This is a genomic window from Cohnella candidum (assembly GCF_003713065.1).
GTDB classification, from domain to species: Bacteria; Bacillota; Bacilli; order Paenibacillales; family Paenibacillaceae; genus Cohnella; species Cohnella candidum.
Genome location: NZ_CP033433.1, coordinates 768,398 through 795,016 on the forward strand (window position 1 = coordinate 768,398; position 26,619 = coordinate 795,016).

A 26,619-nucleotide genomic window follows, 5' to 3' on the forward strand; every position below is an offset into this window, starting at 1 on the left:
AAGGGGGTTTTTCATGTTTTCGGCAAGCGGCGGGGCTTGGTTTTCGTTTTGTAATTCAATTTTGCCCCCTTGCAGCGACAATTTCGGCGTTCTGCGCACTGCAATTCGATTTTGCCCACTTTCAGGCCGTTTTTCGTCACTCAACTCCAAAACGGGGTCTGCAAGTGTGTTTTTCCGAACTACAGCCACCTCTCTTACAATTTCACTCTATTTAAGTGTGCAAATCCGAACTGCGGGGGTACGATGGCGGAGTTATGCAAGAAAGTTACATAAATCGGACGAGAGACGGGTGAGCGGGGGAGTTATGCAAGAAAGTTACATAAATCGGACGAGTGGCGGGTGAGCGGCGGAGTTATGCAAAAAAGTTACATAAATCGGTCGAAGTGGCGGGTGAGCGGGGGAGTTATGCAAGAAAGTTACATAAATCGGACGGAGTGGCAGGTGAGCGGCTGAGTTATGCAAAAAAGTTACATAAATCGGTCGAAGGAGAGGGTGAGCAGGGCAGTGTAGCTGGAAAGAGAAAATGTGAAATTAATAGTTACTAGACTCCAATAATAGATTCTCTCACCACACTAGTCACCAAACCGCACGCAGCCAAAGAGCGGGTGTCCAGAGGGCGCAGCGCCTTGGAATCCCCCTTCCGGGGAAGGGGGACTTAGGGGGTTGGCGAAAGAGCGGCGAAGGGGGACTTAGGGAGTAGGCGTTATCCTTAGGGGGTTGGCGAAATCCCTCGGGGGTTGGGGGAAAATATTAATCTTCTTCCTCGCGTTCTATCCCGTTTGCTATTCTCATATGATTCATTACCTGTACCCCAAGAGAGACGGTCCCTTCCGCGGGACTGGACAGGAGGATGAATCGAAACCATGAAACGTACCGTCGTCCGGAACTCCTGGCACCACGTGCAGCACCGTTTCCGGAAACTCCTTGCCACCGGCCGCGCTTATTTTATCCTCAGCCTGTGCTCCATGGTCGTTTTCATCATGCTCGGGCTGGCCGGGATGCTTCAGAACACGTTCGCCGTTTCTCCCAGCCAATCGATGAAAGGCTTCGCCGCCTCCGTGCCCGGGCGTTTCTTCGAATCGCTGCTCGGCTTCGAGCTGCCCCACATGCCGGCCGGCGATGAGCCGTCGCCTTTTCAAGCGGGAAAACTAGCCGCTTTCCTCGTCCGTTTCCTTACCGATTTGAACCCGGACGACCCCAAAAGCCTGCTGGCGCTCGAAATGCCCGGCATGGTCCCGGACCAGTCGGTGCTGCTCCGGCCCGGTTCGGGCGGAGGCGACGATGCGCCGGAAGACCACGGGCCGCTGGAGACGGACGCCGGCCAAGAGGCCGCCGATCCGCCTGTCGGCAGTCCAGACGACGCAGCGCCATCCAACACCCCGGATCCGGCGAATCAACCGCCGGCTTCAACTCCGTCCGATTCCGGTGAGGCATCCGCCCCGTCCGATTCGTCGGACAACCCCCCTCCGCAACGGAGTACCGGAGAGAACAAAGTCGTGTTCATCTACCACAGCCACAACCGGGAATCCTGGCTGCCGGAGCTGCAAAACGGCTCCAAAGATCCGACCGACTCCAAAATCAACGTGACTCTCGTCGGCAAAAGGCTGGCCCAACAGCTCGAAGCCAAGGGAGTCGGAGCGGCCCATTCGTCGAAGGATTACGCGTCTTCCATCAAGTCGTATAACTGGAATTACTCGTATAAGTACTCTCTTCAGACCGTCAAACAGGCGCTGGCCGGCAACAAAAACCTCAAGTTCTTTTTCGATATCCACCGCGACTCCCAGCCCCGAAGCAAAACGACAACGACGATACGGGGAACGGATTACGCCCAGGTCTTCTTCATCATCGGGCACCGGAACCCGAACTGGAAGCAAAACGAGGAATTCGCGAGCCGGATTCAAGAGAGACTGGAGAAGGACTATCCCGGCTTGTCCCGCGGCATTTGGGGGAAAACCGCCGCGACCGGAAACGGGGAGTATAACCAATCCGTTTCTCCCGACAGCGTGCTGATCGAGATCGGCGGCAAAGACAATACGCTGAAGGAATGCTACCGGACGGCCGACGCGCTGGCGGAAGTGATCGCGGATCTGTATTGGGAAAACCAGGACGCCGTGAAAGTGAACGGAAACCCGCCTGCCGAAGGCGTGGGGAACGACTGAACGGAATGAGAATGAATGGGGAGGACGTTTAAAATGCGCAGGGATTCGCTGAAACTGCTGCTGCTGATCGGAGTCGTCGGGTTTGCCATCTTATACGGCATGGAGCTTTCGTCGAGCGGCATTCACCGCGTCTATGGGCCGATGGAAGAGCCGCAAGCGACCCGGTCGGTCGGGCAGACGGCGCAGTCTCCCGCCGCGAATGACGAAGATTGGACGCTGCCTCCCCGTAAAACCGACAGGGGCGCCTCCACATCGCAGCCCCAGCCAACGATTCCGCGGAACGACCACAAACCGTTGATCGACCGCGTGTCGTCGGCCACCGCGGAAACGCTGCATTCGATATCCAGCGGCGGCATCAAGCTCGTCGTATCGTTATTCGACAAAGTCACGGGTTCGTAAGCGAAGCGGGGCTCATCATTTTCTTTGTCAAATGTTTCTTGACTGCGGCCGTTCTTCTCGCATAAGATAAAAGCAACTCCATTCGACAGGGGAAATTTTGATGTTGGTGTCCGTTCTGATCTGATCAACTCCATAGGGCTTCGAACGAGGGCAGACAGCACAGCCGCGCGGATTGCGCCGGTCTGATTTGCCGTACTCGGGAGAGGTCTTGGAATGGCCAGAACAGAACAGTAGACCATCCTGCCGAACGACACGTTCGTCTAAGGAAGATCTGCCGTGCTCATTCGGGCACGGCTTTTTTGCATCCAAATTTCCCTATACAAATGGAGGCTTTCCCTTGAGAAACCATTCCCTGAATAAACTCGAATACCGCCGCGTCGTGGAAACCGTCGTCGGCTACACCTCAACATATGCTGGACGCCGCTTGGCGGAAGAATTGCAACCCCTGACGGAGCTTCGTGTCATCGAACGGCGGCTCCGGGAAACCGAAGAAACCCGCGCCTTGCTGAACAAAGGCGGGCACCCGCCGCTGCCTTCCCTGGAAGGGATGGAAACGGTCATGGCTCTGCTGGGCACCGGGTACGTCCTGACGGAGAGCGATTTCGGCTGCCTCGCCCAATTCGCCCGCAGCTGCGGACAGCTCCGGCAATACATGGCTTCCAAAGGCGCGGAAGCGCCTGCGGTGGCGAGTTACGCGGCTTCCATGTACGATTTGTCCAAGCTGAAGGAAGAAATCGAACAGTGTATCGACCGGGGCCGCATCCTGGACACCGCGAGCGCCGAGCTCCATAAAATCCGCAAAAAAATCCGGGTCGCGGACGAGCGGCTGCAGAAAAAGCTGGAGGGCCTTCTGTCGCGCCACGCGGACATTTTGCAGGATCGGCTGGTCAGCCAGCGGAACGGTCGCTACGTCCTCCCTGTGAAAAAGGAGCTGCGCAAACGCATTTCCGGCGTCGTGCTGGACGAATCGTCCAGCGGACAGACGGTGTTTGTCGAGCCTTCCGAGCTCGCCGGACTCCAGATGGAACTGTCGATGCTGCGCGCCGAAGAAGTCCGGGAAGAAACGCAGGTGCTGGCGCAGCTCACAGGCTTCGCCGAATCGTACGCGCACGAGCTGGCCGTTAACGTCGAAACGACGGGGCATTACGACTTCCTGATCGCGAAGGCGAAGTGGGCATTGGCCATCGGGGCGGCGGAAGTGCCGATGAACGAGGACGGCGTCATCCGCCTCCGGCAAGCCCGCCATCCTTTCCTCACCGCGAAACCGGTGCCTCTTAACATCGAGGTGGGCGGCGAATACCGTTCGCTGCTCATCACGGGTCCGAACACCGGCGGAAAAACCGTCTCGCTGAAGACGGTCGGCCTTCTCACTTTGATGGCCCAATCCGGCTTGCTGGTGCCCGCCTCCGAAGGCAGCACGCTCGCCGTCTTCCGTTCGGTCGAGGCGGACATCGGCGACGACCAGAGCATGGACGCCTCGCTCAGCACGTTCTCTGCGCACATGCGCAACGTGATCGACATTTTGGGCGTCGCCGGCTCGCGCACCCTCGTGCTGATGGACGAATTGGCCACCGGCACCGATCCGGGGGAAGGCGTCGGCCTGTCGATCGCCGTGCTGGAGGAGCTGTACCGCCGCGGTTCGGTCGTGTTGGCCACGACGCATTTCAACGAAATCAAGGAATACGCGCGGGTAACCCCCGGATTCCGCAATGCCCGCATGGCTTTCGACGAAGAAACGCTGCGTCCGCTGTACCGGCTCGACATGGGGGAGGCGGGCAACAGCTATGCGTTCGTCATCGCCTCGAAGCTCGGTATCTCGCCCGCCATCGTCGAACGCGCGAAGGTCATTGCCGGCAGCTTGAAGCAAGGGCGCGGCGACTCGCCTGCAGCCATCCCCGCCGCACTTCAGAGCCGGATGCCTGCAGCGGCGCAACGCGCGGAAACCCATAAAGAGAAAAACGCCGCAGAACCCGGAGAACTGCCTGCGCTGGAAATCGGCGACGTCGTATTCATCCCGCATCTTCGCAAGACGGGAGTCGTCTACCGGCTGCATGACGAACGGGGCAACCTGATCGTGCAAGTTCAGAAAGAGAAGATCACGATTAACCATAAGCGCGTCCGCCGCTACATCGAACGGGAGAAGCTTTATCCGGGTGCGGATTACGACATGGACATCGTATTCGACACGGTCGAAAACCGCAAAAAACGCAAGCTGATGGGCAAACGGCACGTTCCCGGCTTGTCGATTGAGCTGCCGCCGGAAGACGGCCAAGTATCCGATTGATGCTTCGAGGGTCTCTTTGTTATAATGAAGTGATGCACCTATGCCGCAAGTGACCGCTTGGAGGTACTCGAAACGATGGCAGATCTGCCTGTAAAACAAAGCCATATCCGCAATTTTTGCATTATCGCGCACATCGACCACGGCAAATCGACGCTGGCCGACCGCATTTTGGAATATACCGGAGCCCTGACGTCCCGCGAAATGCAGGACCAGGTTCTCGACTCCATGGACTTGGAGCGGGAGCGGGGGATCACGATCAAGCTGCAGGCCGTCCGGCTGCAATATAAAGCCGATGACGGCGAGACGTATACGCTGCATCTGATCGATACCCCGGGACACGTCGACTTCACGTACGAAGTATCGCGCAGCCTCGCCGCGTGCGAAGGCGCGCTTCTCATCGTGGACGCCGCCCAAGGGATCGAGGCGCAGACGCTGGCGAACGTCTATCTCGCGCTGGACAACAACCTGGAAATTTTGCCGGTCATCAACAAGATCGACTTGCCGAGCGCCGAGCCGGAGCGCGTGAAACAAGAGGTGGAGGACGTCATCGGCCTCGACGCCAGCGACGCCGTGCTCGCTTCCGCGAAGAACGGGATCGGGATCAAGGAAATCCTCGAGCAGGTCGTCCAGAAAATCCCGGCGCCGCAGGGTGATCCGAATAAGCCGCTCAAAGCGCTCATTTTCGATTCCTATTACGATGCTTATAAAGGCGTCATCTGCTTCATCCGCGTCATCGACGGCACGATCGAGCCGGGCACCAAAATGAAATTCATGAGCACGGGTTCGTCTTTCGAAGTGGTGGAAGTAGGGACGTTCCGTCCGCGCGCGACGGCGATCGACCGGTTGGGTCCGGGCGACGTCGGCTACGTTACCGCCTCGATCAAGAACGTGAAGGAAACGCGGGTCGGCGACACGATCACCGATGCGCGGAATCCGGCGGCCGAAGCGCTTCCGGGTTACCGGCGGAGCAATCCGATGGTGTTCTGCGGCCTGTACCCGATCGATTCCACCGATTATAACGACCTTCGCGACGCGCTGGAGAAGCTGGAATTGAACGATGCCTCGCTGCGGTTCGAGCCGGAGACGTCGCAGGCGCTCGGCTTCGGTTTCCGCTGCGGCTTCCTCGGCATGCTGCACATGGAAATCATCCAGGAGCGCATCGAGCGGGAATTCAACATTCCGCTGATCACGACGGCGCCTAGCGTTATTTACAAGGTCACGCTGACCAACGGGGAGACGCTGGACATCTCTAACCCGTCCGAATATCCGGAGCAGGGCAAGATCGACCAGGTCGAGGAGCCGTACGTCAAGGCGTCGATCATCGTGCCGAACGACTACGTCGGCGCGATCATGGAGCTGTGCCAAGGCAAGCGCGGCGAGTTTATCGACATGCAGTACCTTGATGCCAACCGCGTGACGCTGAAATACGACATTCCGCTGGCCGAGATCGTGTACGACTTTTTCGACCAGCTCAAATCCAGCACCAAAGGCTATGCGTCCTTCGATTACGAGCTGTCCGGTTACCGGGCTTCGAATCTCGTCAAAATGGACATTCTGCTCAACGCCGAGAAGGTGGACGCCTTGTCGTTCATCGTGCACCGCGACCGGGCGTACCAGCGCGGACGGATCATTTGCGAGAAACTGAAGGATCTTATCCCGCGCCAAATGTTCGAGGTGCCGATCCAGGCCGCCGTCGGGCAGAAAATCATCAGCCGCGAAACGATCAAAGCGATGCGCAAAAACGTGCTCGCCAAATGTTACGGCGGCGATATTACGCGGAAACGGAAGCTGCTGGAGAAGCAGAAGGAAGGCAAGAAACGCATGAAGCAGGTCGGCAGCGTCGAGGTACCGCAGGAAGCGTTCATGGCGGTACTGAAGCTGGACGACGATTAAGGAAGTTGAAAGCAGGACGCGCGGAACGGGCCCCGGCCCGTTCTTCTCGCGTTTTCGGAAGGAAAAGAGGTGAAGCCCATGAATGAAACGACGACGGTTCCTCCCATGCATACATGGACGCCGCGCGCGCTGTATATTCATATCCCGTTTTGCACGAACAAGTGCTATTACTGCGATTTCAACTCCTACGTGGCGGAAGGACAGCCGATCGATGCCTATCTGGACGCCTTGGAGCTCGAGATGGAACGTACGGCAGCCGCGCTGCCGCCGGAGCGCATCGAGACGGTATTCGTCGGCGGCGGGACGCCGACCGTACTGAATCCCGTCCAGATGGCGCGCTTCCTCGCTTCGGTACGGCGGCATTTTCCGCTGGCGCCCGGAGCCGAGTATACGATGGAAGCGAATCCCGGCACGACGGATCCGGCCAAGCTGGAGGCCATGCGCGAAGGCGGCGTCAACCGGATCAGCTTCGGCGCGCAGACGTTCGATAACGAGCTGCTGAAGCGGATCGGCCGCATTCACGAAGCGGACGACGTCGTTCGCAGCATTGCGAACGCGAAAGCGGCGGGGTTCTCCAACCTGTCCATCGACCTGATGTTCGGCTTGCCGAACCAAAAGCTCCACCATCTGCAAGACAGCGTAAGCCGCGCGCTTGAGCTCGATTTGCCTCACTACTCGCTCTACAGCCTGAAGGTGGAGGAAAATACGCTGTTCCACCGGCTGTATGAGAGGGGCGAACTGCCGCTGCCCGAAGAGGATGAGGAAGTGGAGATGTATCGCCACTTAATGGAGAGACTGGGCGGGGCGGGTTACCGGCATTACGAAATCAGCAATTTCGCCCGTCCGGGCTTCGAAAGCCGGCACAACACCGTCTATTGGCGGAACGAGCCTTATTACGGGCTCGGAGCCGGCGCACACGGATACGCGCGGGGGATTCGCCACGTCAATATCAAGGGCGTTCAGCCCTACATCGACGCGGCGCAAGTTAAGCTGCCTCGGTTGGAAAGCCACGAGGTGCTGCCCGAGGAAGCGATGGAGGACTTCATGATGGTCGGCCTGCGGCTGCTGGAAGGCGTTCGTTCCGCCGATTTCGAGGTTCAGTTCGGACCCGGAGAGCGGCTCGAAGTTCGCTTCGATGACGCGCTCCGCCGTTTGGTCGGCCAAGGCTTGCTGGAAAAGACCGAGGCGCCTGAAGGGTTTCGCTTGACCGCGCAAGGGGTTATGTTGGGCAATGAGGTGTTCGGGGCGTTTTTGTCCGAGTGAACCGCCGGCGGGTAAGCCGTTAACGGCTGCCGAATTTGCGGGCCATCGCGTCGTTGAACCCGGCCGATTGCCCGCGGGGGATGCTGAGCGACTTCCATTCCCCCGACTTGCGGGCTTTCGCCGCGTAGACAAGCTGTCCGACATGGTAAGCGTAGTGGGAGATTTGACGGTGGATGGCTTGCAGAACGGTGTGCGGCTGGCCGCGGATCGTGACTTCACGCAGCAGGTCTTCCGGCCGCAGCGGTTCGAGCGCTTCGAAGAGAACGCCCCATCCGCTTTCCCATAGAGCCATGACTTCCTGCAGCCCCGAGACGTCGTCGATGAACTCGTCGTCCCTCTTACGGCTTGGCTTTTCGCCGTCCGACGTCAGGAAGTCGGTCCAACGCGAGATCATGTTGCCGGCCATGTGTTTGACGATGACGGCCGCGCTGTTGCTTTCGCCGTCCGGCGCCCATCCGACGCTTTCGTCGTCCAATTGGGCCAGCGCGCCCTCGCCGAGTTTCTTCATAGCCCGAAAATCATACAGGACCGTTTCGAGTACCACCGAAGCCAAGTCTCGATCGCTTTGCTTTTCCATACATTCAGCCTCCTTTGGCATCATCATACCGCAACGGCGCACCGCAGTCCGATCGGCTTTTTTATCGGTCCGATGAAAGATTTGTTTCGCGATCCATCAAACCCTATTGAGGATGCATTCGTTTTGATGTATATTTATACACATCCACTTGAGGGGAAGCCGGAAAGAAGGGAATCCCATGAACACGACGATCACTTGCCGCAATGCCCGGCCCGAAGACGTCGAAGCGCTATATGAATTGATCCAGGGTTACGCCGAGAAGGGAATCATGCTGCCCCGTTCCCGCGAAGCGCTGCTTCGCCATATCGATTCGTTTATCGTGGCGGAGGAGAGCGGAAGGCTGATCGGCTGCGGCTCTTTGTTCCGTCTGGGGACCGACCTGGTCGAAATCCGTTCCTTGGGTATGGCGGATGGGTATAAAGGAATGGGCTTGGGAAGCCGCTTGGTCGACGCTTTGATCGAGGAAGCGCGGCGGATGGGCGTGCCCAAAGTGATGGCCTTGACCTACGCCGTTGACTTTTTCCGCAAAAACGGCTTCGAGATCGTGGACAAGGAAATATTCCCGGAAAAAGTGTGGACCGACTGCGTCCATTGCGCCAAACAGCACTGCTGCGACGAAATCGCCATGCTCAAGCTGTTGGCCTGATCTTGCATGACCGAATGATGCCCGAAACGATGCCGAACCGAACCGGAACGTCCTTGACACGACCGGAACGGTTTGGTATTTTTGTAATAGCCGTTAGCACTCTGTCTTGTCGAGTGCTAACATCGGCGAAACGGAAGGAAACGCAGGGAGGGACAACCGCATGTTAAGCGAGCGCCAACGGATGATTCTTACGGCCATCGTGGACGACTACATTCGTTCCGCAGAGCCTGTCGGATCCCGCAGCATTTCGAAGCGGGGAGACGTGACGTTCAGTCCGGCTACCATCCGCAACGAAATGGCGGACCTGGAAGAGCTCGGCTTGCTCGAGCAGCCCCATACGTCCGCCGGACGGATTCCTTCCAATAAGGGTTACCGCTATTACGTGGATCATCTGGTCACCCCGGGCGGCGTCCGCGAAGAGGACGTTCGGACGATCCGGGCTTTTTTCGCTGAGAAAATGATCCACTGGGAGGACGTCGTCAGCCATGCCGCGACGATGCTGTCCCATCTGACGAACTATACCTCCATCGTGCTAGGGCCCGAAATGTTCAGCGCGTCGCTGAAGCATTTTCAGCTCGTTCCGCTGAACGACAGCTCCGCCGTGGCCATCATCGTGACCAATACGGGGCACGTCGAGCATCGGACGATGACGATTCCCGAAGGAATCGACGTCGGCGACCTGGGCAAAATCGTGAACCTGCTGAACGACAAGCTGTGCGGCGTCCCGTTCCACCGGGTGAAATCGGTACTCCATAGCGAGATCGCGATGGAACTGAGCCGTTACATGGACCGTTGCGAAGAGATCCTCGCGGTGCTCGAGCAATCGCTCGCGGACCAGAAGGATCCCCGCGTCTTCCTGAGCGGCGCGGCCAACATGCTGACGCAGCCGGAGTTCAAGGACGTGGACAAAGCGAAGCTGATCCTCGACACGCTCGAGGAGACCGCGAAGCTGTCGCAGCTGTTCCAGACGGCGCTGGGAGGCATCCAGGTGCGCATCGGCACGGAAAACATGATGGAAGCGATCAACCAATGCAGCTTGATTACCGCCACCTACTCGATAGACGGGCAATCGCTGGGCACGATCGGCATTCTCGGTCCGACCCGCATGGAATACGGTAAAGTCATCAGTTTGCTGGATTACCTGTCCCGCGATTTGACGGCCTTGCTGGCCCGCAGGTCCAAATAAGCGCCGCGCATAGCGGCTGCAGGCGGGTGGTACGGTAAAGAGGCGTATGCCTTATGCATGCATAAGAAAGAGACGAAGGAGCAGGAGAGAATGGCTGAAGATCAGGAAGAACGCGTGGAAACGACTCCGGCGGGCTCCGAAGAGCCGGCAGCCGAGGAATGGGTGCCGGAGGATAACGGCGGCGATTCCTCCGCGGAAGGCCAAGGCGATCCCCGCATCGCCGAGCTGGCCAAGCAAGCGGAGGACAACCATAACCGGTACTTAAGGGTGCAGGCGGACTTCGACAACTTCCGCCGGCGCACGCAGAAAGAGAAAGAAGATTTGGCGCAGTACGCTTCGATGAAGCTCGTCGGACAGCTGCTTCCGGTGCTCGACAACTTCGAGCGCGCGTTGCAAGCGGGCGGCGAATCGGCCGGAACCGATTCTTTCGCGAAGGGTATAGATATGATATACCGCCAGTTCTCGCAAGTGATGGAAGCCGAAGGGCTGCGCAAAATGGACGTCGTCGGGCAGCCGTTCGATCCGGAACTGCACCAGGCGATCATGCAGGTGGAAAGCGAAGAGCACGAAGAAGGCACCGTGGTGGAAGCCGTTCAGAACGGCTACTGGCTGAAAGACAAAGTGCTGCGGCCGGCCATGGTCAAGGTCAGCGGTTAAACCGAAACAGTTTCGATAGGAGGACTTCATTATGAGCAAAGTAATCGGCATCGACTTGGGCACGACCAACTCTTGCGTGGCGGTCATGGAGGGCGGCGAAGCCGTCGTCATCCCGAACGCGGAAGGCAACCGCACGACCCCTTCGGTCGTCGGCTTCAAGAAGGACGGAGAGCGCATCGTCGGCGAAACCGCGAAGCGTCAAGCGATCACGAACCCGGACCGCACCGTCATTTCGATCAAGCGCCACATGGGCACGAACCACAAGGAAACGATCGAAGGCAAAGATTACACCCCGCAGGAAATTTCGGCGATGATTCTCCAGAAGCTCAAAGCCGACGCGGAAGCCTACTTGGGACAACCGGTCACCCAGGCCGTCATCACGGTACCGGCATACTTTAACGACAGTCAGCGTCAAGCGACGAAAGACGCGGGCGCGATCGCTGGCCTCGAAGTGCTGCGGATCGTCAACGAGCCGACGGCAGCCGCTCTCGCTTACGGTCTCGAGAAAGCCGAAGACCACACCATTCTCGTATTCGACCTCGGCGGCGGCACGTTCGACGTCAGTATCTTGGAGCTCGGCGACGGTTTCTTCGAAGTCAAAGCGACGAGCGGCGACAACCACCTGGGCGGCGACGACTTCGACCAGGCGATCATGGAATGGCTGTCCGGCGAATTCAAAAAAGAGCACGGCGTCGACCTGCTGAAAGACAAAGCGGCGGTTCAGCGTTTGAAAGACGCGGCCGAGAAAGCGAAGAAAGAGCTGTCCGGCACGTTGTCCACGACGATTTCGCTGCCGTTCATCACCGTCGTCGACGGGGTACCGCAACACTTGGAATTGAACCTGTCCCGCGCGAAGTTCGACGACCTGACGTCTTCGCTCGTTGAGCGCACGATGGGCCCGACCCGCCAAGCGCTGTCCGACGCCGGCCTCACCGCTGCCGACATCGATAAAGTCGTACTGGTCGGCGGCTCCACCCGGATCCCGGCAGTCGTCGAAGCGATCAAAAAGCTGATCGGCAAAGAGCCGCACAAAGGCGTGAACCCGGACGAAGTCGTCGCGCTCGGCGCGGCCGTTCAAGCCGGCGTTCTGACCGGCGACGTCAAAGACGTCGTGCTGCTCGACGTCACCCCGCTGTCCCTCGGCATCGAAACCGCCGGCGGCGTCCTGACGAAGATGATCGACCGCAACACGACGATCCCGACCAGCAAGTCGCAGGTGTTCTCGACGTTCGCGGACAACCAGACGCAGGTCGAAATCCACGTCCTGCAAGGCGAGCGCGCAATGGCACGCGACAACAAAACGTTGGGTCGCTTCATCCTGAGCGATATTCCGCCGGCTCCGCGCGGCATTCCGCAAATCGAAGTCACGTTCGACATCGACGCCAACGGCATCGTGAACGTGTCCGCGCTGGATAAAGGTACGGGCAAAAGCCAAAAAATCACGATCACTTCCTCCGGCGGCTTGAGCAAGGAAGAGATCGACCGCATGCAGAAGGAAGCCGAGCTGCACGCCGAAGAAGACAACAAGCGCCGCGAGTTGGTCGAAGTCCGCAACAGCGCCGACCAACTGGTCTACACCGTCGAGAAGACGATCAAAGACCTCGGCGACAAAGTCGACGCCGGCGAAATCCAGAAAGCCGAAGAAGCGAAAGAGAAAGTCAAGAAGGCGCTGGAAGGCGACAATCTCGAAGAAATCAAAGCGGCCAGCGATGAGCTGACTCAAATCGTGCAGCAGCTGTCCGTGAAGCTCTACGAGCAAGCCCAAGCGCAGCAAGGCGCTCCGGGCGCCGACGCCGCCGATGCCGGCGCGGGCTCCGCGAAGAAAGACAACGTCGTCGACGCCGACTACGAAGTCGTCGACGAAGACAAGAAATAAGCAAGGTTTTTTACAAGGAACCTGAAAGTCAAAGCCTTTGCACTTGCGACTGATCCGGTCCGATTCTAGTTACACCGAAAAGGTTTGTGTCTCTCGGAAGAGTTTACGTCCGCTTTTGGAAGCCCTTTGCCACCTCGGAAAAATCATTCCGGCAAAGGGCGGACAAGGGCGGCTGGAGAGAGATACAAACCGGGTAGGTGCCCCATGAATCGGCCCTGATTTTAAAGCAATGCACCGGCTTTGGCTTTCCTCATGAGGAGGTGGAGAGTTGGCCGACAAGAAAGACTTCTACGAGGTGCTGGGCGTCGCGAAAGGCGCCTCCGCGGAGGACATCAAGAAAGCATACCGCAAGCTGGCGCGTCAGTACCATCCCGACGTCAACAAAGAGCCGGACGCGGAAGCCAAATTCAAGGAAGTCAAAGAAGCCTATGACGTGCTGAGCGACGATCAGCGCAGGGCGCGTTACGACCAATTCGGCCACGAGGATCCGTCCGCCGGCTTCGGCGGGGGCGGCGGCTTCAGCGGCGACATGGGCGGCTTCGGCGACATTTTCGATATGTTCTTCGGAGGCGGAGGCGGCCGGCGTGATCCGAATGCGCCGCAACGAGGCAACGATCTGCAATACACGATGACGATCGAGTTCAAGGAAGCCGTATTCGGCAAAGAAACCGACATCACGATTCCCCGCACCGAAACTTGCGACACCTGTCACGGCAACGGGGCCAAACCCGGCACGAAGCCGGAAACCTGCTCCGTCTGCCGCGGCACCGGCCAGCAGGAAGTGGCGCAGAACACGCCGTTCGGCCGCATCGTCAACCGCCGGGCTTGCAACGCCTGCGGCGGGCGCGGCAAAATCATCAAGGAACGCTGCCCGACCTGCGCCGGCAACGGGCAAGTGAAGAAGCAGCGCAAAATCCACGTCAAAATCCCGGCCGGCGTCGACGACGGCTCCCAGCTCCGCATCAGCGGCGAAGGGGAAGGCGGCGTACGGGGCGGACCGGCAGGCGACTTGTACATCGTGCTCCGCGTGAAGTCGCACGATTTCTTCGAGCGCGAAGGCGACGACATCTACTGCGAGGTACCGCTGACGTTCGCCCAAGCCGCGCTCGGCGACGAACTCGAAGTGCCGACCCTCACGGAGAAAGTGAAGCTTAAAATCCCCGCAGGTACCCAAACCGGCACGTATTTCCGGCTGAAAGGCAAAGGCGTGCCGAAGCTTCGCGGTTACGGTCAGGGGGATCAGCACGTCAAAGTGACGATCGTGACCCCGACCAATCTGAGCGAGGGGCAGAAAGACCTGCTGCGCGAATTCGCTTCTACGGTGGGAGAATCGACGCACGAGCAGCATCAGAACATTTTCGAGCGGATGAAAAAGGCCATTTTGGGCGACTGATCACCGTTCGGTAAGCACCCCCGGAACTACGTGTTCCGGGGGTGCTTTTAGTTATGCTCGATTTCATTGATCATTTAGGACGCAATTCAGAAGTTATTGCTTTCAGGCACTAAAATGGAGCCCTGGGTCAGTTCGACCGCTGAGTTGTTGCTTTTGGACACTAAAAACCTGCATTTGCCATCCAACCGACGGGGAAACAGGCGACTTAGCGTCGAAAAGCAATAAAATCCCCCCGCTATACCGATCTAAACCGAAGTTAGTGTCCGAAAGCAATAAAACGGGGGCGGCAACGGTGGAGAGGAGACAGTTGCGGTTTTGGCCATGGGAGGGGAGGCGAGCAATACTGACGCATATTGGCTTCCGGCCCTGAGAATGCTATGGGGAACCGCGCGAATGTTGCCGTTCGCGAGGAAGTTCATCGTGCGCCAGGAGGTCCATATGGATTTGAATCGATTCGTCCGTTCCCCTTATGATCGTCAGGAAGAAGATTTGCCGACGGCTTCGGCGGAAGACGTAGAGTTTTCGGAAGAGCTTGCCGACGAGGACGACCGCGAAGCCCAGCAGAGGGCGGCGGAAGCCGATCGCCGTCAGGAGGACTGAGCATGGACGTTCAGACGATACAAGCCCGGTTCGACAACCAGGAACAGGCGGAATCGGCCATCCGCAAGCTGGCCGCGCTCCGCGGCGACCGTTTCCGCATCGAACGCGAAGGCTCTTTTTCCGTGGAGTTCGCCGCCGAACTCGGAACGCCCGAAGAGGCGGCCGAGAGCGGGTCATTCACGTTGTCGGCCAACATTCCCCAGGAGGCGTCCGACCGGGCCCGCAGCGTCATCGAAGCCGCCGGCGGACGTATGGCATAGCCGCAAGGCCGGACCCGCATCCATCCCGACCTACCCGTGAGGGTAGGTTTTTTTCGTTTTCCCGTGGGCGCGACCCGAAAAATTGAAACCAAATACGAAATTCCAAGCCTTACGAGCCATCCGCCAAGGCAGGTAAAATGAGGATAACTTCTGAAAGCACTTTCAAATCCACCGGACGAGGAGGTCCTGAAAGCATGAGCGTCAACTTGAGCACCGACACACGGGGACATCCGACGGTGAAAGCGGGAATCCGGAGCAAATTCCTCGCGAAGCTGTGGGGACAGCGTTATTTGCAGGTGATGGCGCTGCTGGGCGTCGCTTGGATGATTCTCTTCAACTACATCCCGATGTACGGGATCCTTTACGCTTTCAAGGATTACATCGGCATCGGCAAGATGGGGGACGCTCCGTGGGCCGGGTGGACCCATTTCCAAGAGATTTTCGAGGACGACCAGATGATCCAGGTCATCAAGAACACGCTCGGCATCAGCTTGCTGAAGCTGGTCATCGGGTTCCCGCTTCCGATCATTTTCGCATTATTTCTGAACGAACTTCGCTCCTTGAAATTCAATCGGATCGTGCAGACGATTTCGTACCTTCCGCACTTTCTGTCCTGGGTCATCCTCGGCGGCATCCTCACCGCTTGGCTGGCGGACGTCGGGATCGTCAACGACATCCTGATGGGGCTCCATCTGATCAAGGAACCGATCTCCTATCTGGCGGAGCCGAAATATTTCTGGACCATCGTCGTGGCTTCCGACGTCTGGAAGGAGTTCGGTTGGGGCGCCATCATCTATATCGCCGCCATCGCGAGCATTTCGCCGGAGCTGTACGAAGCGGCCACCATCGACGGAGCCGGACGGTTCCAGAAAATGAGGTACGTCACGCTGCCTTCGATCCGGGGCACGATTTCAATCCTGTTCATTCTCGCGGTCAGCGCCCTGCTCAACTCCAACTTCGACCAGATCCTGGTTTTGAAAAACCAGGTGAACGAAAGCGCCAGCAACGTCATCGATACCTACGTATTCGAAACCGGCATCTCGCAAGGACGGTTCTCCTATTCGGCGGCCGTCGGCCTCGTGAAAGCCGTGATCGCGCTGTTCCTGCTGCTGTTCGCCAATTCCGTCACGAAACGCATGAACCAATCCTCTTTATTCTGATATACGGGCGGTGAAGAACCAGATGAAACGAGACCGCAGAACGCTCGGGGACATCGTATTCGACAATATCAACGTGATCGGGATGCTCCTTCTATGTTTCATCACGTTGTATCCGATCTGGTACGTTCTGGTGAACTCCCTGAACGACGGCAAAGACGCCATGACCGGAGGCAACATCTATTGGGTGCCCCGGATGTTCAGCTTCGAAAACTACTCGACGGTGTTCAAAAACGCCGGCATCATGACCGCGATGGGCATCACGATCGCCAAAACGGTCGTCGGCACGGTCATCCATGTGTTTTTCACGGCCATGGTCGCCTACGCTTATTCGCGGAAAGAATTGATCGGCCGCAACGTGTACATGGTCATCGGCACGATCACGATGTTTTTCGGCGGCGGGCTGATCCCGACTTACCTGTGGTACCGCGATCTCGGGCTGCTCGACCATTTCGGCGTTTACATCTATCCCGCGATGTTCAGCTTTTTCGATCTCGTCATCTTCCTGGCCTTCTTCCGGGAAATTCCCGACGGCCTTGAGGAAGCGGCGAAAATCGACGGTGCCAACGACTTCTCGATCTTCGTCCGGGTCGTGCTGCCGGTATCCCTTCCCGTCGTCGCCACGATCGCGCTGTTCCACGGCGTGTGGCAATGGAACGACTACTTTACGGGATTGCTGTACACGAACAAAGAAGTGCTGCAGCCGATTCAGACGTTCCTGTACCGGGTTATCGCCCAATCCAGCTCCAACCAGATGGCCCAGGCCGTCGGGGGCTCCATTACCCGGCGGGTGACGGGCCAGTCGCTGAAAATGGCGACGATGGTCATCACGACGTTCCCGATCGTGCTCGCATACCCGTTCCTGCAGCGTTACTTCGTGAAAGGCCTCATGATCGGCTCGCTTAAAGGCTGACCGAAAACGGTTTCACTTTTCCCGAAAGGGAGAATCTTATACAATCTATCTTAAAGGGGTATGACAATGAGAAAATGGCTTGCATTCGCACTCATCGCATCGCTCATGATGGCCATCGTCGCGTGCTCCGGCTCGAAAAACGAACCGGCAGCCAGCGGCGCAAGCTCCACCGAACCCGCGGCATCCAGTCCCAGCGCCAGCGCCAGCGCGAGTGCGAGCGAAAGCTCCTCTCCGTCGGCGGATGAGCCCGGCTGGAAATCGGACACGAAGCCGATCACGTTCGATTGGTACCTGAATTTCGCGTGGTTCCCGAACAAATGGGGCGTCGACCCGACTTCCCAATACGTCACGAAGAAAACGGGCGTCAACATCAACTTCATCGTGCCGGCCGGCAACGAGAACGAGAAGCTGAACGCCATGATCGCCGCGAACGACCTGCCGGACTTCATTACCCTCGGCTGGTGGGAAGAAGGCGTGAAGAAGATGGTCGAAGGCGGACTGGTCGAATCCTTGACCGATCTGGCCAAAGAATACGATCCGTACTTCTTCAAAGTCGCCGACCCGGCCAAGTTGTCCTGGTACGCGCAGCCGGACGGCAAAACGTACGTATACCCGAACGCTTCGTCTTCTCCGAAAGACTTCGAGAAATACGGCACGCAGTTCACGTCCAACCAGACGTTCGTCGTGCGCAAGGATATCTATGAAGCGATCGGCAAGCCGGACATGCGGACGCCGGAAGGCTTCCTGAACGCGCTGAAAATGGCCAAGGAGAAGTTCCCTGAAATTAACGGCCAGCCGCTCATTCCGATCGGGTTCCATGAATTCGGCCCTGCAGGCAACTATTCGTTCCTCGCCGCGGACCAGGATTCCTCGTACCTGTCCAGCTTCCTCGCCCTGCCGCGCGAGAAGGACGGCAAGCTGTACGACCGCACGACCGATCCGGAATTCGTCAAATGGCTGAAAGTGTTCCGCCAAGCGAACCAGGATGGCCTGATTTCCAAAGACGTATTCGTCGACAAACGCGCCCAAATGGAAGAGAAAATCGCGCAAGGCCGCTACTTCGCGATGCTGTACCAACGCACCGACTTCGCGGCGCAGCAGAACGTGCTGTTCGCCAAAGATCCGAACTCGGTCTACATCGCGGTGGACGGCCCGGCGAACGCCAACATGGACCCGCCGACGCTGGCCGGCCCGGCGATCTCCGGCTGGACGGTCACGCTGATCTCCAAAAAAGTGAAAGACAAGGAAAGAGCGATCAAGTTCCTCAGCTACCTGATCAGCGAAGAAGGACAGAAGGACCTGTACCTCGGCGAAAAAGGCGTGTCCTACGACACGATCGACGGCAAAGACCAGTTCCTGCCGGAAGCCAAGAAGCTGATGGAAACCGACCGCTCCGCGTTCGATAAGAAGTACGGTTCTTCCTACACGTTCTGGATGCTGATGGACACGAACATGAACCTGCAATGGGCGCCTCCGTCCGTCGAGCCGTTCAAGCAGCTCGAGGATTGGACGAAGGGCAAGACGAAGAGCTACTCGGAGTTCGATTTGATCAACCCGCCGGCGACGTCCAAGGAAGGCATCAACCTGACGAAGATCGCCAACGAATGGGGTAAAGTGCTGCCGAAGCTGCTGTTGTCCAAGTCGGATGCCGAGTTCGACCAAATCATGAGCGATTACGTCGCCAAACGCGACAAGCTCGGTTATGCCGACGTGCAGGCTTACAGGCAGAAGCTGTACGAAGAAAACATGAAAAAACTCGCGGAATTCATGAAGTAAACCTTATAAGCACGTCCGGAAAAACCCAGCAAGTCTGGGTTTTTTCGGACGTTTTCGGGTTCGCCGGCATCCGGCGTATGCTACAATGAAGTCAACCTATGGCGGCGAAACGGATGTGACGTTCGGATGTTCCGATATTGGCACGGGAAGTGGGATTCCTGGCGTTTTAAGCTGGCGCAGCTGACTTTGCAGCAAAGACTCGTAATCGCTTACATCTTGATCATGCTGGTGCCCAGCATCCTGATATCGCTCTATGTTTTCAGAGGGCTTACGGGCAATACGATCGAAGATTTGAAGAAGTCCAGCTTCGCGACTCTCGAAATCGAACAAGTCCATATCAAAAACAACATGGAAACGATGAAACGCGCCGCGCAAATGGCCAGCAGCGATGACGTGGAAGACTATTTGGCCCTTTCCGAAGAGCCGTCCGCGCAGGATTTGATCAACATCGACAAAATCCAGAAGGAAGACATCGTCCGCCTGCAATACAATAACCCGAACATCGATCTGATCCGTTTTTACATGAGCAATCCGAAAACGTTCGAAATCTCGCCGGTTTTCCTGTACGAGAACCGGATCAAGACCGATCCCTGGTACGAGCCCGTCATGAAGTCGAATGAAACCGACGTATGGGTGTTCAGGCGCTCCACCCGCGAAGTGATCTTAAACCGGCCGGAACCGGAAGTGGATAACCGGCCGAAAATCTCGTTGTTCCATGAGATACAGCGTCCGGCCGGCACGCATGTCGGCATTTTGGAAGTCGACATGCAGCTCGCCAATTTTTTTCCGAACACGTTCAGTCCCATTCAAGGCGACGATCAATCCCAGCTCGTTGTCCTAAGCCGGGATCGGGAATTGTTTCGCTACCCGGGAGCAAGTTTCCTGGACGAGGCGGGTTTAACGGACGACGTGCTGCAAGAGCAATTGTCTAACCTTAACGTCAATCCCGACGGGATGGGCAGCTTGGATTTCATGATCTCAGGCAAGCCTTATCTCGCCGTTTACTCGTACATCGAGCCGCTGCAAGCCCATATGGTCAAAATCGTCGCGCTCGAACCCGTATACGAGGACATCAACCAAACGCGGAACCGGATTCTGCTCGCCAACGTCATTTTGCTCGTCATTCTCGCCCTGTCCACTTATTTCATGAACGCCATTATCTTGAAAAAACTGCACGTGCTCACGGATTCCGTCAAAAAGGTGCGACAAGGGGACTTCAATTTCGACGTCGACATCCGCGGAGGCGGCGAGGTCGGGGAGCTGGCCCACCATTTTCGCAAAATGCTCCGGAAGATGGGAGAACTGATCGCCGACGCGGTCAACAAGCAGGCTGCCGCCAAAGAAGCCGAACTGGCCACGCTGAAGAACCAGATCGACTCCCATTTCCTTTACAACACGCTCGAAAACATCAAAATGATGGCGGAGGTCCATGATCACCGGGAGATTTCCGACGCTTTGACTTCCCTCGGCAGCATGATGCGGTACAACATGCGATGGACGAGCGAATACGTCCGCCTACGGGACGAAATCAACCATATCACCAACTACGTCAACATCGCGAACGTCCGGTTCGACAACAAAGTGACGCTCGTGACGGATATTCCGGACATGTTGATGGATCAAGAATTGCTCAAAATGTCGCTGCAGCCGGTCGTCGAAAATTCCGTGAAGCACGGCCTGCAAAACCGCGAAATGACGATCGAAATTCGCGCCGACTCTTCGGACGGCGTCATGCTCATTTCGGTGACGGACGACGGCGCCGGGATGTCCGAAGAGCAGACGCAAGAACTGAACCGGCGCATCGCGCGCGGCGACGGGCGAATGCCCGGCGCTCCGGAAGCGAACGGCATGCCGCCGGGCAAAGGAAACGGAATCGGCCTCGCGAACGTGCACAGCCGGATTCAAATCCATTACGGCAACGAGTACGGTTTGCAGATCGACGGCGCGGAAGGACGTTATACCCGCGTGACGATCCGCATTCCCTACTTCATCTTGGGAGGGAGGTTGTCCGGACATGCGGACGCTGCTGATCGCGGATGACGAACGCAACATCCGGGTGGGCTTGAAAGCGATGATCGAGCGGGAGTTCCCGGATCGGTACCGGATCGAACTCGCGGCGGACGGCAAGCAGGCGCTCGCCATATGCGAGGCCGAGCCGTTCGATATCGTCATCACGGACATCCGGATGCCGGAGATGGACGGGATCGAGCTGATCCGCGCGCTGGCTTCGCGGCCCAGTGTTCCCGCCCTGCTGATCTTGAGCGGCTATGACGATTTTCAATACGCCAAGGAAGCGATCAAGCACAAGGTCAAGGAATATTTGCTCAAGCCGATCGTGCGCGAAGATCTTTTCGCGGCGCTGGACAGAATCGAAACGGAGCTGGCGCAGGAGGCGTCCATCCACGACCGCCTGGAGGCGACGGACCGGTACCGGGAAGGCATGCAGGTCAACACGCTCGGTTACGTCTGGGCCCGGCAGGACATCGATCCGGACGAGGTGGAGGCGAGATGCCGGGATGCCGGGCTCTCGGTTTTCGAACCGTCCTATTATGTCGGGATCTTGGCTTCTCCGGACTTCGAACGCAACGTGCTCAAGGGCAAGGAGTTTCTGGAGAGCGGCGATTCGGAGGGGCGTAAACTGGCGATGGAGGATAAAGACGGCCGGTTGGTCGTGCTGACGACGAATCCGGAACGATTCCGGGATATGACCGCCTACCTCGGTACGCTGCCGGGCGCCGCGGGCACCTTCGCCGCGGGCATCAGCGAGCGGGGAGAATCGCTTCGGGAGCTGAAAACGAAATACGAGGAAGCGCGGCACGCATTGAAGTACCGGATCTTGCTCGGCCGGTCGGAATCCGCGCTGATCCGGTACGGGCAGCTGCGGCTGCGCGACGCTTCGTACCGAATGCCCGAGGATACGGTCCGCAAGCTCGCGAACATGCTGGGCACGGACAGAGACAAAGAAATGAAGATGCTCCTGATGGAGCTGTTCGATCCGAAGGCGCTCGCCGAAGCGGACATCGCGTATTTCGAATCCGTCAGCCAGGCGCTGAACGAAAGGGTATTCGACCAAGCGTTCCGAACGTACGGGGAAGCCTCGGTGGACATCATCAAAATGCACCGGATGGCGGGCAGCTTGTACAATTTCGCGAGCATCCAGGATTATATCCATAACGTGGAGAGCTTGCTGCTTCGGCTGAGCGAATACGCGCGGGATCTGAAATCGGCCCACGTCGACCAGAAGGAAATGGCGCGGGCACTGGCCTATATCCATGCGAACTTCGACAAGGATTTGAGCATGGCGGTGGTGTCCAACCACGTGTCGCTCAATTACTCTTATTTCAGCGAACGTTTTAAGGAACACACGGGCGAGAGCTTCGTGAACTATTTGAAGAAGATCCGGATCCAGAAGGCGAAGGAGTTGCTCGCGGAGACCGACGAGCGCATTTACGAAATCAGCCGCCGGGTCGGCTTCGAGAATCCGAAGCAGTTCAACCGGGTATTCCGGGAGATCGAGGGCATCACGGCCATGGAATACCGGCAGAAACAGGCTCTCGCGTGAACGGGAAAACAAGGGCGGCCTTGTTTTCCCGTTTTTTGCCTAGGGGATTCGGAAACGTGTATAATGAAGGCTGACTAAGCAAGCCGGAACGAACGTTCCGGGCGGAAGGGGCAGCAAGGGATGCAGTGGCATGAAATCATGGTATTGGCGGCGGAACCTTCGCAAGAGATGGTTTCGCATTATTTATATGAGCTCGGCGCGGCGGGCGTATCGGTGGAGGAATCCTGGACGCCGGACAAACCGAGGGACACTTCCTTGGGCCAGTGGTATGACAAGCCGCTGAACGATATCCGTGCGGGATATGCGGAGATCAAGGGTTATTTTGCCGAAGAAGGAACGGATATCGACGCGGTCGTCCAACAGCTGAAGGCGGATTTGGCGGGATTGCCGGAATACGGCTACGACGCAGGTGAATTCACCGTCTCCTTAGCGATGGTCCAAGACGAAGACTGGGCGGACGCCTGGAAAAAATATTTCAAACCGCTTCAGGTTTCGGAAAGATTGACGATCAAACCGACGTGGGAGGAATACGAGGCCCGCGAGGATGAAGTGATCATCGAACTGGATCCCGGCATGGCTTTCGGAACCGGCACGCATCCGACGACGGCGCTGTGCCTTCGCACGCTCGAAGGCGCGGTCCGCGGCGGAGAGACGCTGATCGACGTCGGCACGGGCTCGGGCATTCTCGCCATCGGAGCCGTGAAGCTGGGCGCCTCGCGCGTGCTCGCGCTCGACCTGGATCCGGTCGCGGTGTCGAGCGCGACGGAGAACATTAAGCTGAACGGCCTGCAGGACGTGATCGAAGTCCGGCTCAGCGACCTGCTCGGCACCCTGAACGAAGGAGCCGGCGCGGACGTGGAGTCGGTGAAGCCGCCGGTCGACATCGTCGTCGCCAACATCCTGGCGGAAATCATCCTGCTGTTCATCGCGGACGTGATGAAAGTGCTGAAGCCGGGCGGGATCTATATCGCCTCCGGCATTTACAAGAATAAGGAAGAGGACGTCGAAGCGGGCCTTCTGGCCGCCGGGTTCGAGATCATCGACCGCGTGCGGCAGGACGACTGGGTCGCGTTCGTGGCCGGCAAGCCGAAGGAGGATGAAGAAGGAGCATGAACTTTTTCTGGTTCCCGATCGAGCATCTGCCGATCATCATTCTCGTGATGTTGGTCGCGTTCTCGACGCACGAATTCGGTCACGCCTGGACGGCGTACAAACTCGGCGACGATACGGCTTACCGCGAAGGCCGCGTGACGCTTAACCCAAGGGCGCATCTGGATTGGATGGGGTTCCTGCTGCTGATCGTCGCCGGCTTCGGCTGGGCCAAGCCGGTTCCGGTCCGGGAAAGCCGTCTCCGCAGGCCCTACCGGTTGAGCAGCATTCTCGTGACCGCGGCCGGTCCGATCTCCAACCTCGTGCTGGCCTTCTTAGGGCTGCTCGTTTACGCCATCCTGTTCGCGAGCAACGATTTCTCGGCTTCGATGACCGACAAGCTGGACGTGTTTTTCCGTTACTGGGCGATCATCAACCTGAACCTGTTCATTTTCAACTTGATTCCGCTGCCGCCACTCGACGGCTATCGGATTTTGGAACAATTTTTCCCTCTTCGTCTGCGGATCCGCATGATCCAATACGAGCAATGGACTTTTTTCCTTTTTCTTTTGTTGATTTTCGTGGGACCGCTGCGGAACGTCACGATCGATCCTTTGTTTTCGCTGGTCGGGCCGATCTTGGAAGGCATTCAGCATATGCTGGAATGGTTTTTCCATCAGCCCGCCTCTCCGTTTTTCGAGTACAGATCCTCTCTAGGGATTTGATTCCAAGGAGTAGCGCGGCCGCTCCGAACAGGTTATGATGGAGGATGGACAAAACGCGGGAGGCCAAGAGCGCATGCAGCGTTATTTCGTGGCGCCGGCGCAAATGTCGGTCGACTCCGTCACGTTGACGGGGGATGACGCCCGGCATTTGGGATCCGTCATGCGGGCCAAACCCGGCGATGAATTCATCGCCTGCGACGGCGCCGGACGGGACGCGCTGGCCCGAATCAAGAGCATCGACAAAGACGCGATACTCGCGGACATCATACAGGAGCTTCCCGTCACCGCCGAGATGGCGTGGCGGGTGAGCGTCGCCCAGAGCTTGCCGAAGGGCGACAAGCTCGAGACGGTCATCCAAAAAGGAACGGAAGCCGGAGCCTTCGCCTTTCTGCCGTTCCTGTCGCGGAGGACCGTCGTCCAATACGACGAGCGGAAGGAAGCCAAACGGCTCGACCGCTGGCGCAAAATCGCCAAGGAAGCCGCCGAGCAGAGCCACCGGAGCCGAGTGCCGGACATCGAGCCGGTCAGCTCCTGGAAAAACCTCGTACGGCGGTTCGCCGAGTACGATCTGGTGCTGCTCTGCTATGAGGAAGAAGGACGAGCCGGCGCGGGATTGCGCCAAACGCTCGCCGATTTCCGCGGCAGGGCGAAGGCGGATGCGCCGGCCGTGCTGCTGCTCGTCGGGCCGGAAGGCGGCTTCGCCCCGGAAGAGGCGGAGGAAACGTCCGCGGCCGGTGCCATACCCGTCGGACTGGGCAAACGCATATTAAGGACGGAAACGGCGGCCTTGTACGCGCTCGCGTGCATCGCTTACGAATCCGGAGAGTTAGGAGGAGAAACGGATGCCTAGCGTGGCATTTTATACATTGGGCTGCAAGGTCAACTTTTACGACACCGAAGCGATGTGGCAGCTGTTCAAAAACGAAGGCTACGAGCAGGTCGATTTCGAAACGACGACCGCCGACGTCTACGTGATCAATACCTGCACCGTGACGAACACCGGCGACAAGAAAAGCCGCCAGATCATCCGTCGCGCCGTGCGCCGCAACCCGGAAGCGGTCATCGCCGTCACGGGCTGCTACGCGCAGACGTCCCCGGCCGAAATCATGGCGATTCCGGGCGTCGACCTGGTCGTCGGCACGCAGGACCGCGACAAGCTGATGTCCTTCATCGGCCAAATCCAAAGCGACCGCCAGCCGGTCAACGCGGTGCGCAACATCATGAAAACCCGCGAGTTCGAAGAACTCGACGTGCCGGATTTCGCGGAGCGCACGCGCGCGTTCCTGAAAATCCAGGAGGGCTGCAACAATTTCTGCACCTTCTGCATCATTCCGTGGTCCCGAGGCCTGTCGCGCAGCCGCAAGCCGGAAAGCGTGCTGAACCAAGCCCGCCAGCTGGTGGCGTCCGGTTACAAGGAAATCGTCCTGACCGGCATCCATACAGGCGGCTACGGGGACGACCTCGAAAACTACCGCCTGTCCAACCTGCTCGAGGATCTCGACAAGGTCGAAGGCTTGGAGCGGATCCGCATCAGCTCGATCGAAGCGAGCCAAATCGACGACGAGATGATCCGCGTGCTCAACTCTTCGCCGAAAATGTGCCGCCACCTGCACATTCCGCTGCAGGCCGGAGACGACGACATCTTGCGCCGCATGCGCCGCAAGTACACGACGGCCGAATTCGCGGAGAAAATCGCGCGGATCCACGAGGCGATGCCCGGCGTCGCGATCACGACGGACGTTATCGTCGGTTTCCCCGGCGAGACCGAGGAGCAGTTCGAGAACGGCTTCCGGTTCATGGAACACATGGGCTTCGCGGAAATGCACGTATTCCCGTACTCCAAGCGCACCGGCACGCCGGCGGCCCGCATGGAGGACCAAGTGGACGAAGAAGTGAAGCACGAACGCGTCCACAAGCTGATCGACCTGTCGGAGAAGATGCAGGCGGCTTACGGCGCGCAATGGGTCGGACGCGAGCTATCCGTCATTCCCGAACGGGAAGCCAAAGGCGCCGAAGGGCAGGGGCTCGTGTCGGGCTACACCGACAATTACCTGAACGTGGTGCTGAACGGCGACGAATCGATGATCGGCAAGCTTTGCCGCGTCCGCATCGTCGATTCCGGCGTGAACGAATGCCGCGGCGAATTGCTGTCGGTCGAGGAAGACGCGCGCGAAATCGCGCTGCACGCTTAAACGAAGGGAAAG

22 protein-coding genes are annotated in these 26,619 nt (G+C 58.2%); 21 read left to right on the forward strand and 1 reads right to left on the reverse strand.

Annotation, left to right across the window (positions count from 1 at the left end; translation table 11 throughout):
• Positions 1 to 863 precede the first annotated feature (863 nt).
• The 5 genes from spoIIP to hemW all read left to right on the forward strand — a co-directional run bounded on the left by spoIIP (position 864) and on the right by hemW (position 7,998).
• Positions 864 to 2,159, forward strand: a complete 1,296-nt coding sequence (gene spoIIP, locus EAV92_RS03490) for a stage II sporulation protein P (RefSeq protein WP_123039781.1) — start codon at positions 864 to 866, stop codon at positions 2,157 to 2,159.
• 33 nt (positions 2,160 to 2,192) lie between these two features.
• A complete protein-coding gene (locus EAV92_RS03495; protein ID WP_123039782.1) occupies positions 2,193 to 2,558 on the forward strand; it encodes a hypothetical protein in 366 nt (121 codons plus the stop codon).
• Between the two features lie 337 nt (positions 2,559 to 2,895).
• A complete protein-coding gene (locus EAV92_RS03500; protein ID WP_123039783.1) occupies positions 2,896 to 4,842 on the forward strand; it encodes an endonuclease MutS2 in 1,947 nt (648 codons plus the stop codon).
• Between the two features lie 75 nt (positions 4,843 to 4,917).
• Positions 4,918 to 6,735: a translation elongation factor 4 gene (lepA, locus tag EAV92_RS03505; protein ID WP_123039784.1), complete on the forward strand. Its 1,818-nt coding sequence runs from the start codon at positions 4,918 to 4,920 to the stop codon at positions 6,733 to 6,735.
• Between the two features lie 105 nt (positions 6,736 to 6,840).
• The gene (hemW, locus tag EAV92_RS03510; protein WP_123043549.1) at positions 6,841 to 7,998 is read left to right on the forward strand and encodes a radical SAM family heme chaperone HemW; all 1,158 of its coding nucleotides are present in this window, start codon (positions 6,841 to 6,843) and stop codon (positions 7,996 to 7,998) included.
• A gap of 19 nt (positions 7,999 to 8,017) precedes the next feature.
• Here hemW and EAV92_RS03515 read toward each other — a convergent pair whose 3' ends face one another.
• Positions 8,018 to 8,575 carry a DUF1572 family protein gene (locus EAV92_RS03515; protein WP_123039785.1) on the reverse strand — a complete coding sequence of 186 codons (558 nt, stop codon included), beginning with the start codon at positions 8,573 to 8,575 and terminating at the stop codon, positions 8,018 to 8,020.
• A 178-nt stretch (positions 8,576 to 8,753) separates the two neighbouring features.
• On the opposite strand from EAV92_RS03515, the gene EAV92_RS03520 reads away from it, so the two are divergent.
• The 16 genes from EAV92_RS03520 to mtaB all read left to right on the forward strand — a co-directional run bounded on the left by EAV92_RS03520 (position 8,754) and on the right by mtaB (position 26,607).
• On the forward strand, positions 8,754 to 9,221 hold the full coding sequence (locus EAV92_RS03520; RefSeq protein WP_123039786.1) for an N-acetyltransferase: 468 nt from the start codon (positions 8,754 to 8,756) through the stop codon (positions 9,219 to 9,221).
• A 160-nt stretch (positions 9,222 to 9,381) separates the two neighbouring features.
• Positions 9,382 to 10,407, forward strand: coding sequence for a heat-inducible transcriptional repressor HrcA (gene hrcA / locus EAV92_RS03525; protein WP_123039787.1), 1,026 nt, complete (start codon positions 9,382 to 9,384; stop codon positions 10,405 to 10,407).
• A gap of 57 nt (positions 10,408 to 10,464) precedes the next feature.
• Positions 10,465 to 11,064, forward strand: coding sequence for a nucleotide exchange factor GrpE (gene grpE / locus EAV92_RS03530; RefSeq protein ID WP_123039788.1), 600 nt, complete (start codon positions 10,465 to 10,467; stop codon positions 11,062 to 11,064).
• Positions 11,065 to 11,095: 31 nt separating this feature from the next.
• Positions 11,096 to 12,940, forward strand: a complete 1,845-nt coding sequence (gene dnaK, locus EAV92_RS03535; protein ID WP_123039789.1) for a molecular chaperone DnaK — start codon at positions 11,096 to 11,098, stop codon at positions 12,938 to 12,940.
• A 268-nt stretch (positions 12,941 to 13,208) separates the two neighbouring features.
• The gene (dnaJ, locus tag EAV92_RS03540) at positions 13,209 to 14,333 is read left to right on the forward strand and encodes a molecular chaperone DnaJ (protein WP_123039790.1); all 1,125 of its coding nucleotides are present in this window, start codon (positions 13,209 to 13,211) and stop codon (positions 14,331 to 14,333) included.
• Between the two features lie 438 nt (positions 14,334 to 14,771).
• A complete protein-coding gene (locus EAV92_RS03545) occupies positions 14,772 to 14,933 on the forward strand; it encodes a YfhD family protein (RefSeq protein WP_123043550.1) in 162 nt (53 codons plus the stop codon).
• A gap of 2 nt (positions 14,934 to 14,935) precedes the next feature.
• Positions 14,936 to 15,193, forward strand: a complete 258-nt coding sequence (locus EAV92_RS03550) for a hypothetical protein (protein ID WP_123039791.1) — start codon at positions 14,936 to 14,938, stop codon at positions 15,191 to 15,193.
• Between the two features lie 194 nt (positions 15,194 to 15,387).
• Positions 15,388 to 16,353 carry an ABC transporter permease gene (locus tag EAV92_RS03555; RefSeq protein WP_123039792.1) on the forward strand — a complete coding sequence of 322 codons (966 nt, stop codon included), beginning with the start codon at positions 15,388 to 15,390 and terminating at the stop codon, positions 16,351 to 16,353.
• A gap of 22 nt (positions 16,354 to 16,375) precedes the next feature.
• Positions 16,376 to 17,263 (forward strand): carbohydrate ABC transporter permease, encoded by an 888-nt coding sequence (locus EAV92_RS03560; RefSeq protein ID WP_123039793.1) that lies wholly within the window; start codon positions 16,376 to 16,378, stop codon positions 17,261 to 17,263.
• A gap of 66 nt (positions 17,264 to 17,329) precedes the next feature.
• Entirely contained in the window at positions 17,330 to 19,039 is a 1,710-nt protein-coding gene (locus EAV92_RS03565) for a type 2 periplasmic-binding domain-containing protein (RefSeq protein WP_241158427.1), read from the forward strand.
• A gap of 126 nt (positions 19,040 to 19,165) precedes the next feature.
• A complete protein-coding gene (locus EAV92_RS03570; protein ID WP_123039794.1) occupies positions 19,166 to 21,079 on the forward strand; it encodes a sensor histidine kinase in 1,914 nt (637 codons plus the stop codon).
• Positions 21,054 to 22,601 carry a response regulator gene (locus tag EAV92_RS03580; RefSeq protein ID WP_164472622.1) on the forward strand — a complete coding sequence of 516 codons (1,548 nt, stop codon included), beginning with the start codon at positions 21,054 to 21,056 and terminating at the stop codon, positions 22,599 to 22,601. The genes EAV92_RS03570 and EAV92_RS03580 overlap by 26 nt, the downstream gene beginning before the upstream one ends.
• A gap of 120 nt (positions 22,602 to 22,721) precedes the next feature.
• Entirely contained in the window at positions 22,722 to 23,714 is a 993-nt protein-coding gene (gene prmA, locus EAV92_RS03585) for a 50S ribosomal protein L11 methyltransferase (protein WP_123039795.1), read from the forward strand.
• On the forward strand, positions 23,711 to 24,415 hold the full coding sequence (locus EAV92_RS03590; protein ID WP_123039796.1) for a site-2 protease family protein: 705 nt from the start codon (positions 23,711 to 23,713) through the stop codon (positions 24,413 to 24,415). The genes prmA and EAV92_RS03590 overlap by 4 nt, the downstream gene beginning before the upstream one ends.
• A 73-nt stretch (positions 24,416 to 24,488) precedes the next feature.
• Positions 24,489 to 25,265 (forward strand): 16S rRNA (uracil(1498)-N(3))-methyltransferase, encoded by a 777-nt coding sequence (locus EAV92_RS03595; protein WP_123039797.1) that lies wholly within the window; start codon positions 24,489 to 24,491, stop codon positions 25,263 to 25,265.
• Entirely contained in the window at positions 25,258 to 26,607 is a 1,350-nt protein-coding gene (gene mtaB / locus EAV92_RS03600; RefSeq protein WP_123039798.1) for a tRNA (N(6)-L-threonylcarbamoyladenosine(37)-C(2))-methylthiotransferase MtaB, read from the forward strand. The genes EAV92_RS03595 and mtaB overlap by 8 nt, the downstream gene beginning before the upstream one ends.
• The last annotated feature ends 12 nt before the right edge of the window (positions 26,608 to 26,619 follow it).

Bases quoted from the DNA above. Each gene is read 5' to 3' on its own strand.
- EAV92_RS03545 (WP_123043550.1), top strand. From the start codon at position 14,772: ATGGATTTGAATCGATTCGTCCGTTCCCCTTATGATCGTCAGGAAGAA.
- mtaB (WP_123039798.1), top strand. From the start codon at position 25,258: ATGCCTAGCGTGGCATTTTATACATTGGGCTGCAAGGTCAACTTTTAC.
- hrcA (WP_123039787.1), top strand. From the start codon at position 9,382: ATGTTAAGCGAGCGCCAACGGATGATTCTTACGGCCATCGTGGACGAC.
- dnaK (WP_123039789.1), top strand. From the start codon at position 11,096: ATGAGCAAAGTAATCGGCATCGACTTGGGCACGACCAACTCTTGCGTG.
- EAV92_RS03580 (WP_164472622.1), top strand. From the start codon at position 21,054: ATGCGGACGCTGCTGATCGCGGATGACGAACGCAACATCCGGGTGGGC.
- EAV92_RS03555 (WP_123039792.1), top strand. From the start codon at position 15,388: ATGAGCGTCAACTTGAGCACCGACACACGGGGACATCCGACGGTGAAA.
- EAV92_RS03570 (WP_123039794.1), top strand. From the start codon at position 19,166: ATGTTCCGATATTGGCACGGGAAGTGGGATTCCTGGCGTTTTAAGCTG.
- EAV92_RS03520 (WP_123039786.1), top strand. From the start codon at position 8,754: ATGAACACGACGATCACTTGCCGCAATGCCCGGCCCGAAGACGTCGAA.
- grpE (WP_123039788.1), top strand. From the start codon at position 10,465: ATGCATAAGAAAGAGACGAAGGAGCAGGAGAGAATGGCTGAAGATCAG.
- EAV92_RS03560 (WP_123039793.1), top strand. From the start codon at position 16,376: ATGAAACGAGACCGCAGAACGCTCGGGGACATCGTATTCGACAATATC.
- EAV92_RS03515 (WP_123039785.1), bottom strand. From the start codon at position 8,575: ATGGAAAAGCAAAGCGATCGAGACTTGGCTTCGGTGGTACTCGAAACG.
- EAV92_RS03565 (WP_241158427.1), top strand. From the start codon at position 17,330: ATGAGAAAATGGCTTGCATTCGCACTCATCGCATCGCTCATGATGGCC.
- EAV92_RS03590 (WP_123039796.1), top strand. From the start codon at position 23,711: ATGAACTTTTTCTGGTTCCCGATCGAGCATCTGCCGATCATCATTCTC.
- EAV92_RS03595 (WP_123039797.1), top strand. From the start codon at position 24,489: ATGCAGCGTTATTTCGTGGCGCCGGCGCAAATGTCGGTCGACTCCGTC.
- spoIIP (WP_123039781.1), top strand. From the start codon at position 864: ATGAAACGTACCGTCGTCCGGAACTCCTGGCACCACGTGCAGCACCGT.
- hemW (WP_123043549.1), top strand. From the start codon at position 6,841: ATGCATACATGGACGCCGCGCGCGCTGTATATTCATATCCCGTTTTGC.
- EAV92_RS03495 (WP_123039782.1), top strand. From the start codon at position 2,193: ATGCGCAGGGATTCGCTGAAACTGCTGCTGCTGATCGGAGTCGTCGGG.
- EAV92_RS03550 (WP_123039791.1), top strand. From the start codon at position 14,936: ATGGACGTTCAGACGATACAAGCCCGGTTCGACAACCAGGAACAGGCG.
- prmA (WP_123039795.1), top strand. From the start codon at position 22,722: ATGCAGTGGCATGAAATCATGGTATTGGCGGCGGAACCTTCGCAAGAG.
- lepA (WP_123039784.1), top strand. From the start codon at position 4,918: ATGGCAGATCTGCCTGTAAAACAAAGCCATATCCGCAATTTTTGCATT.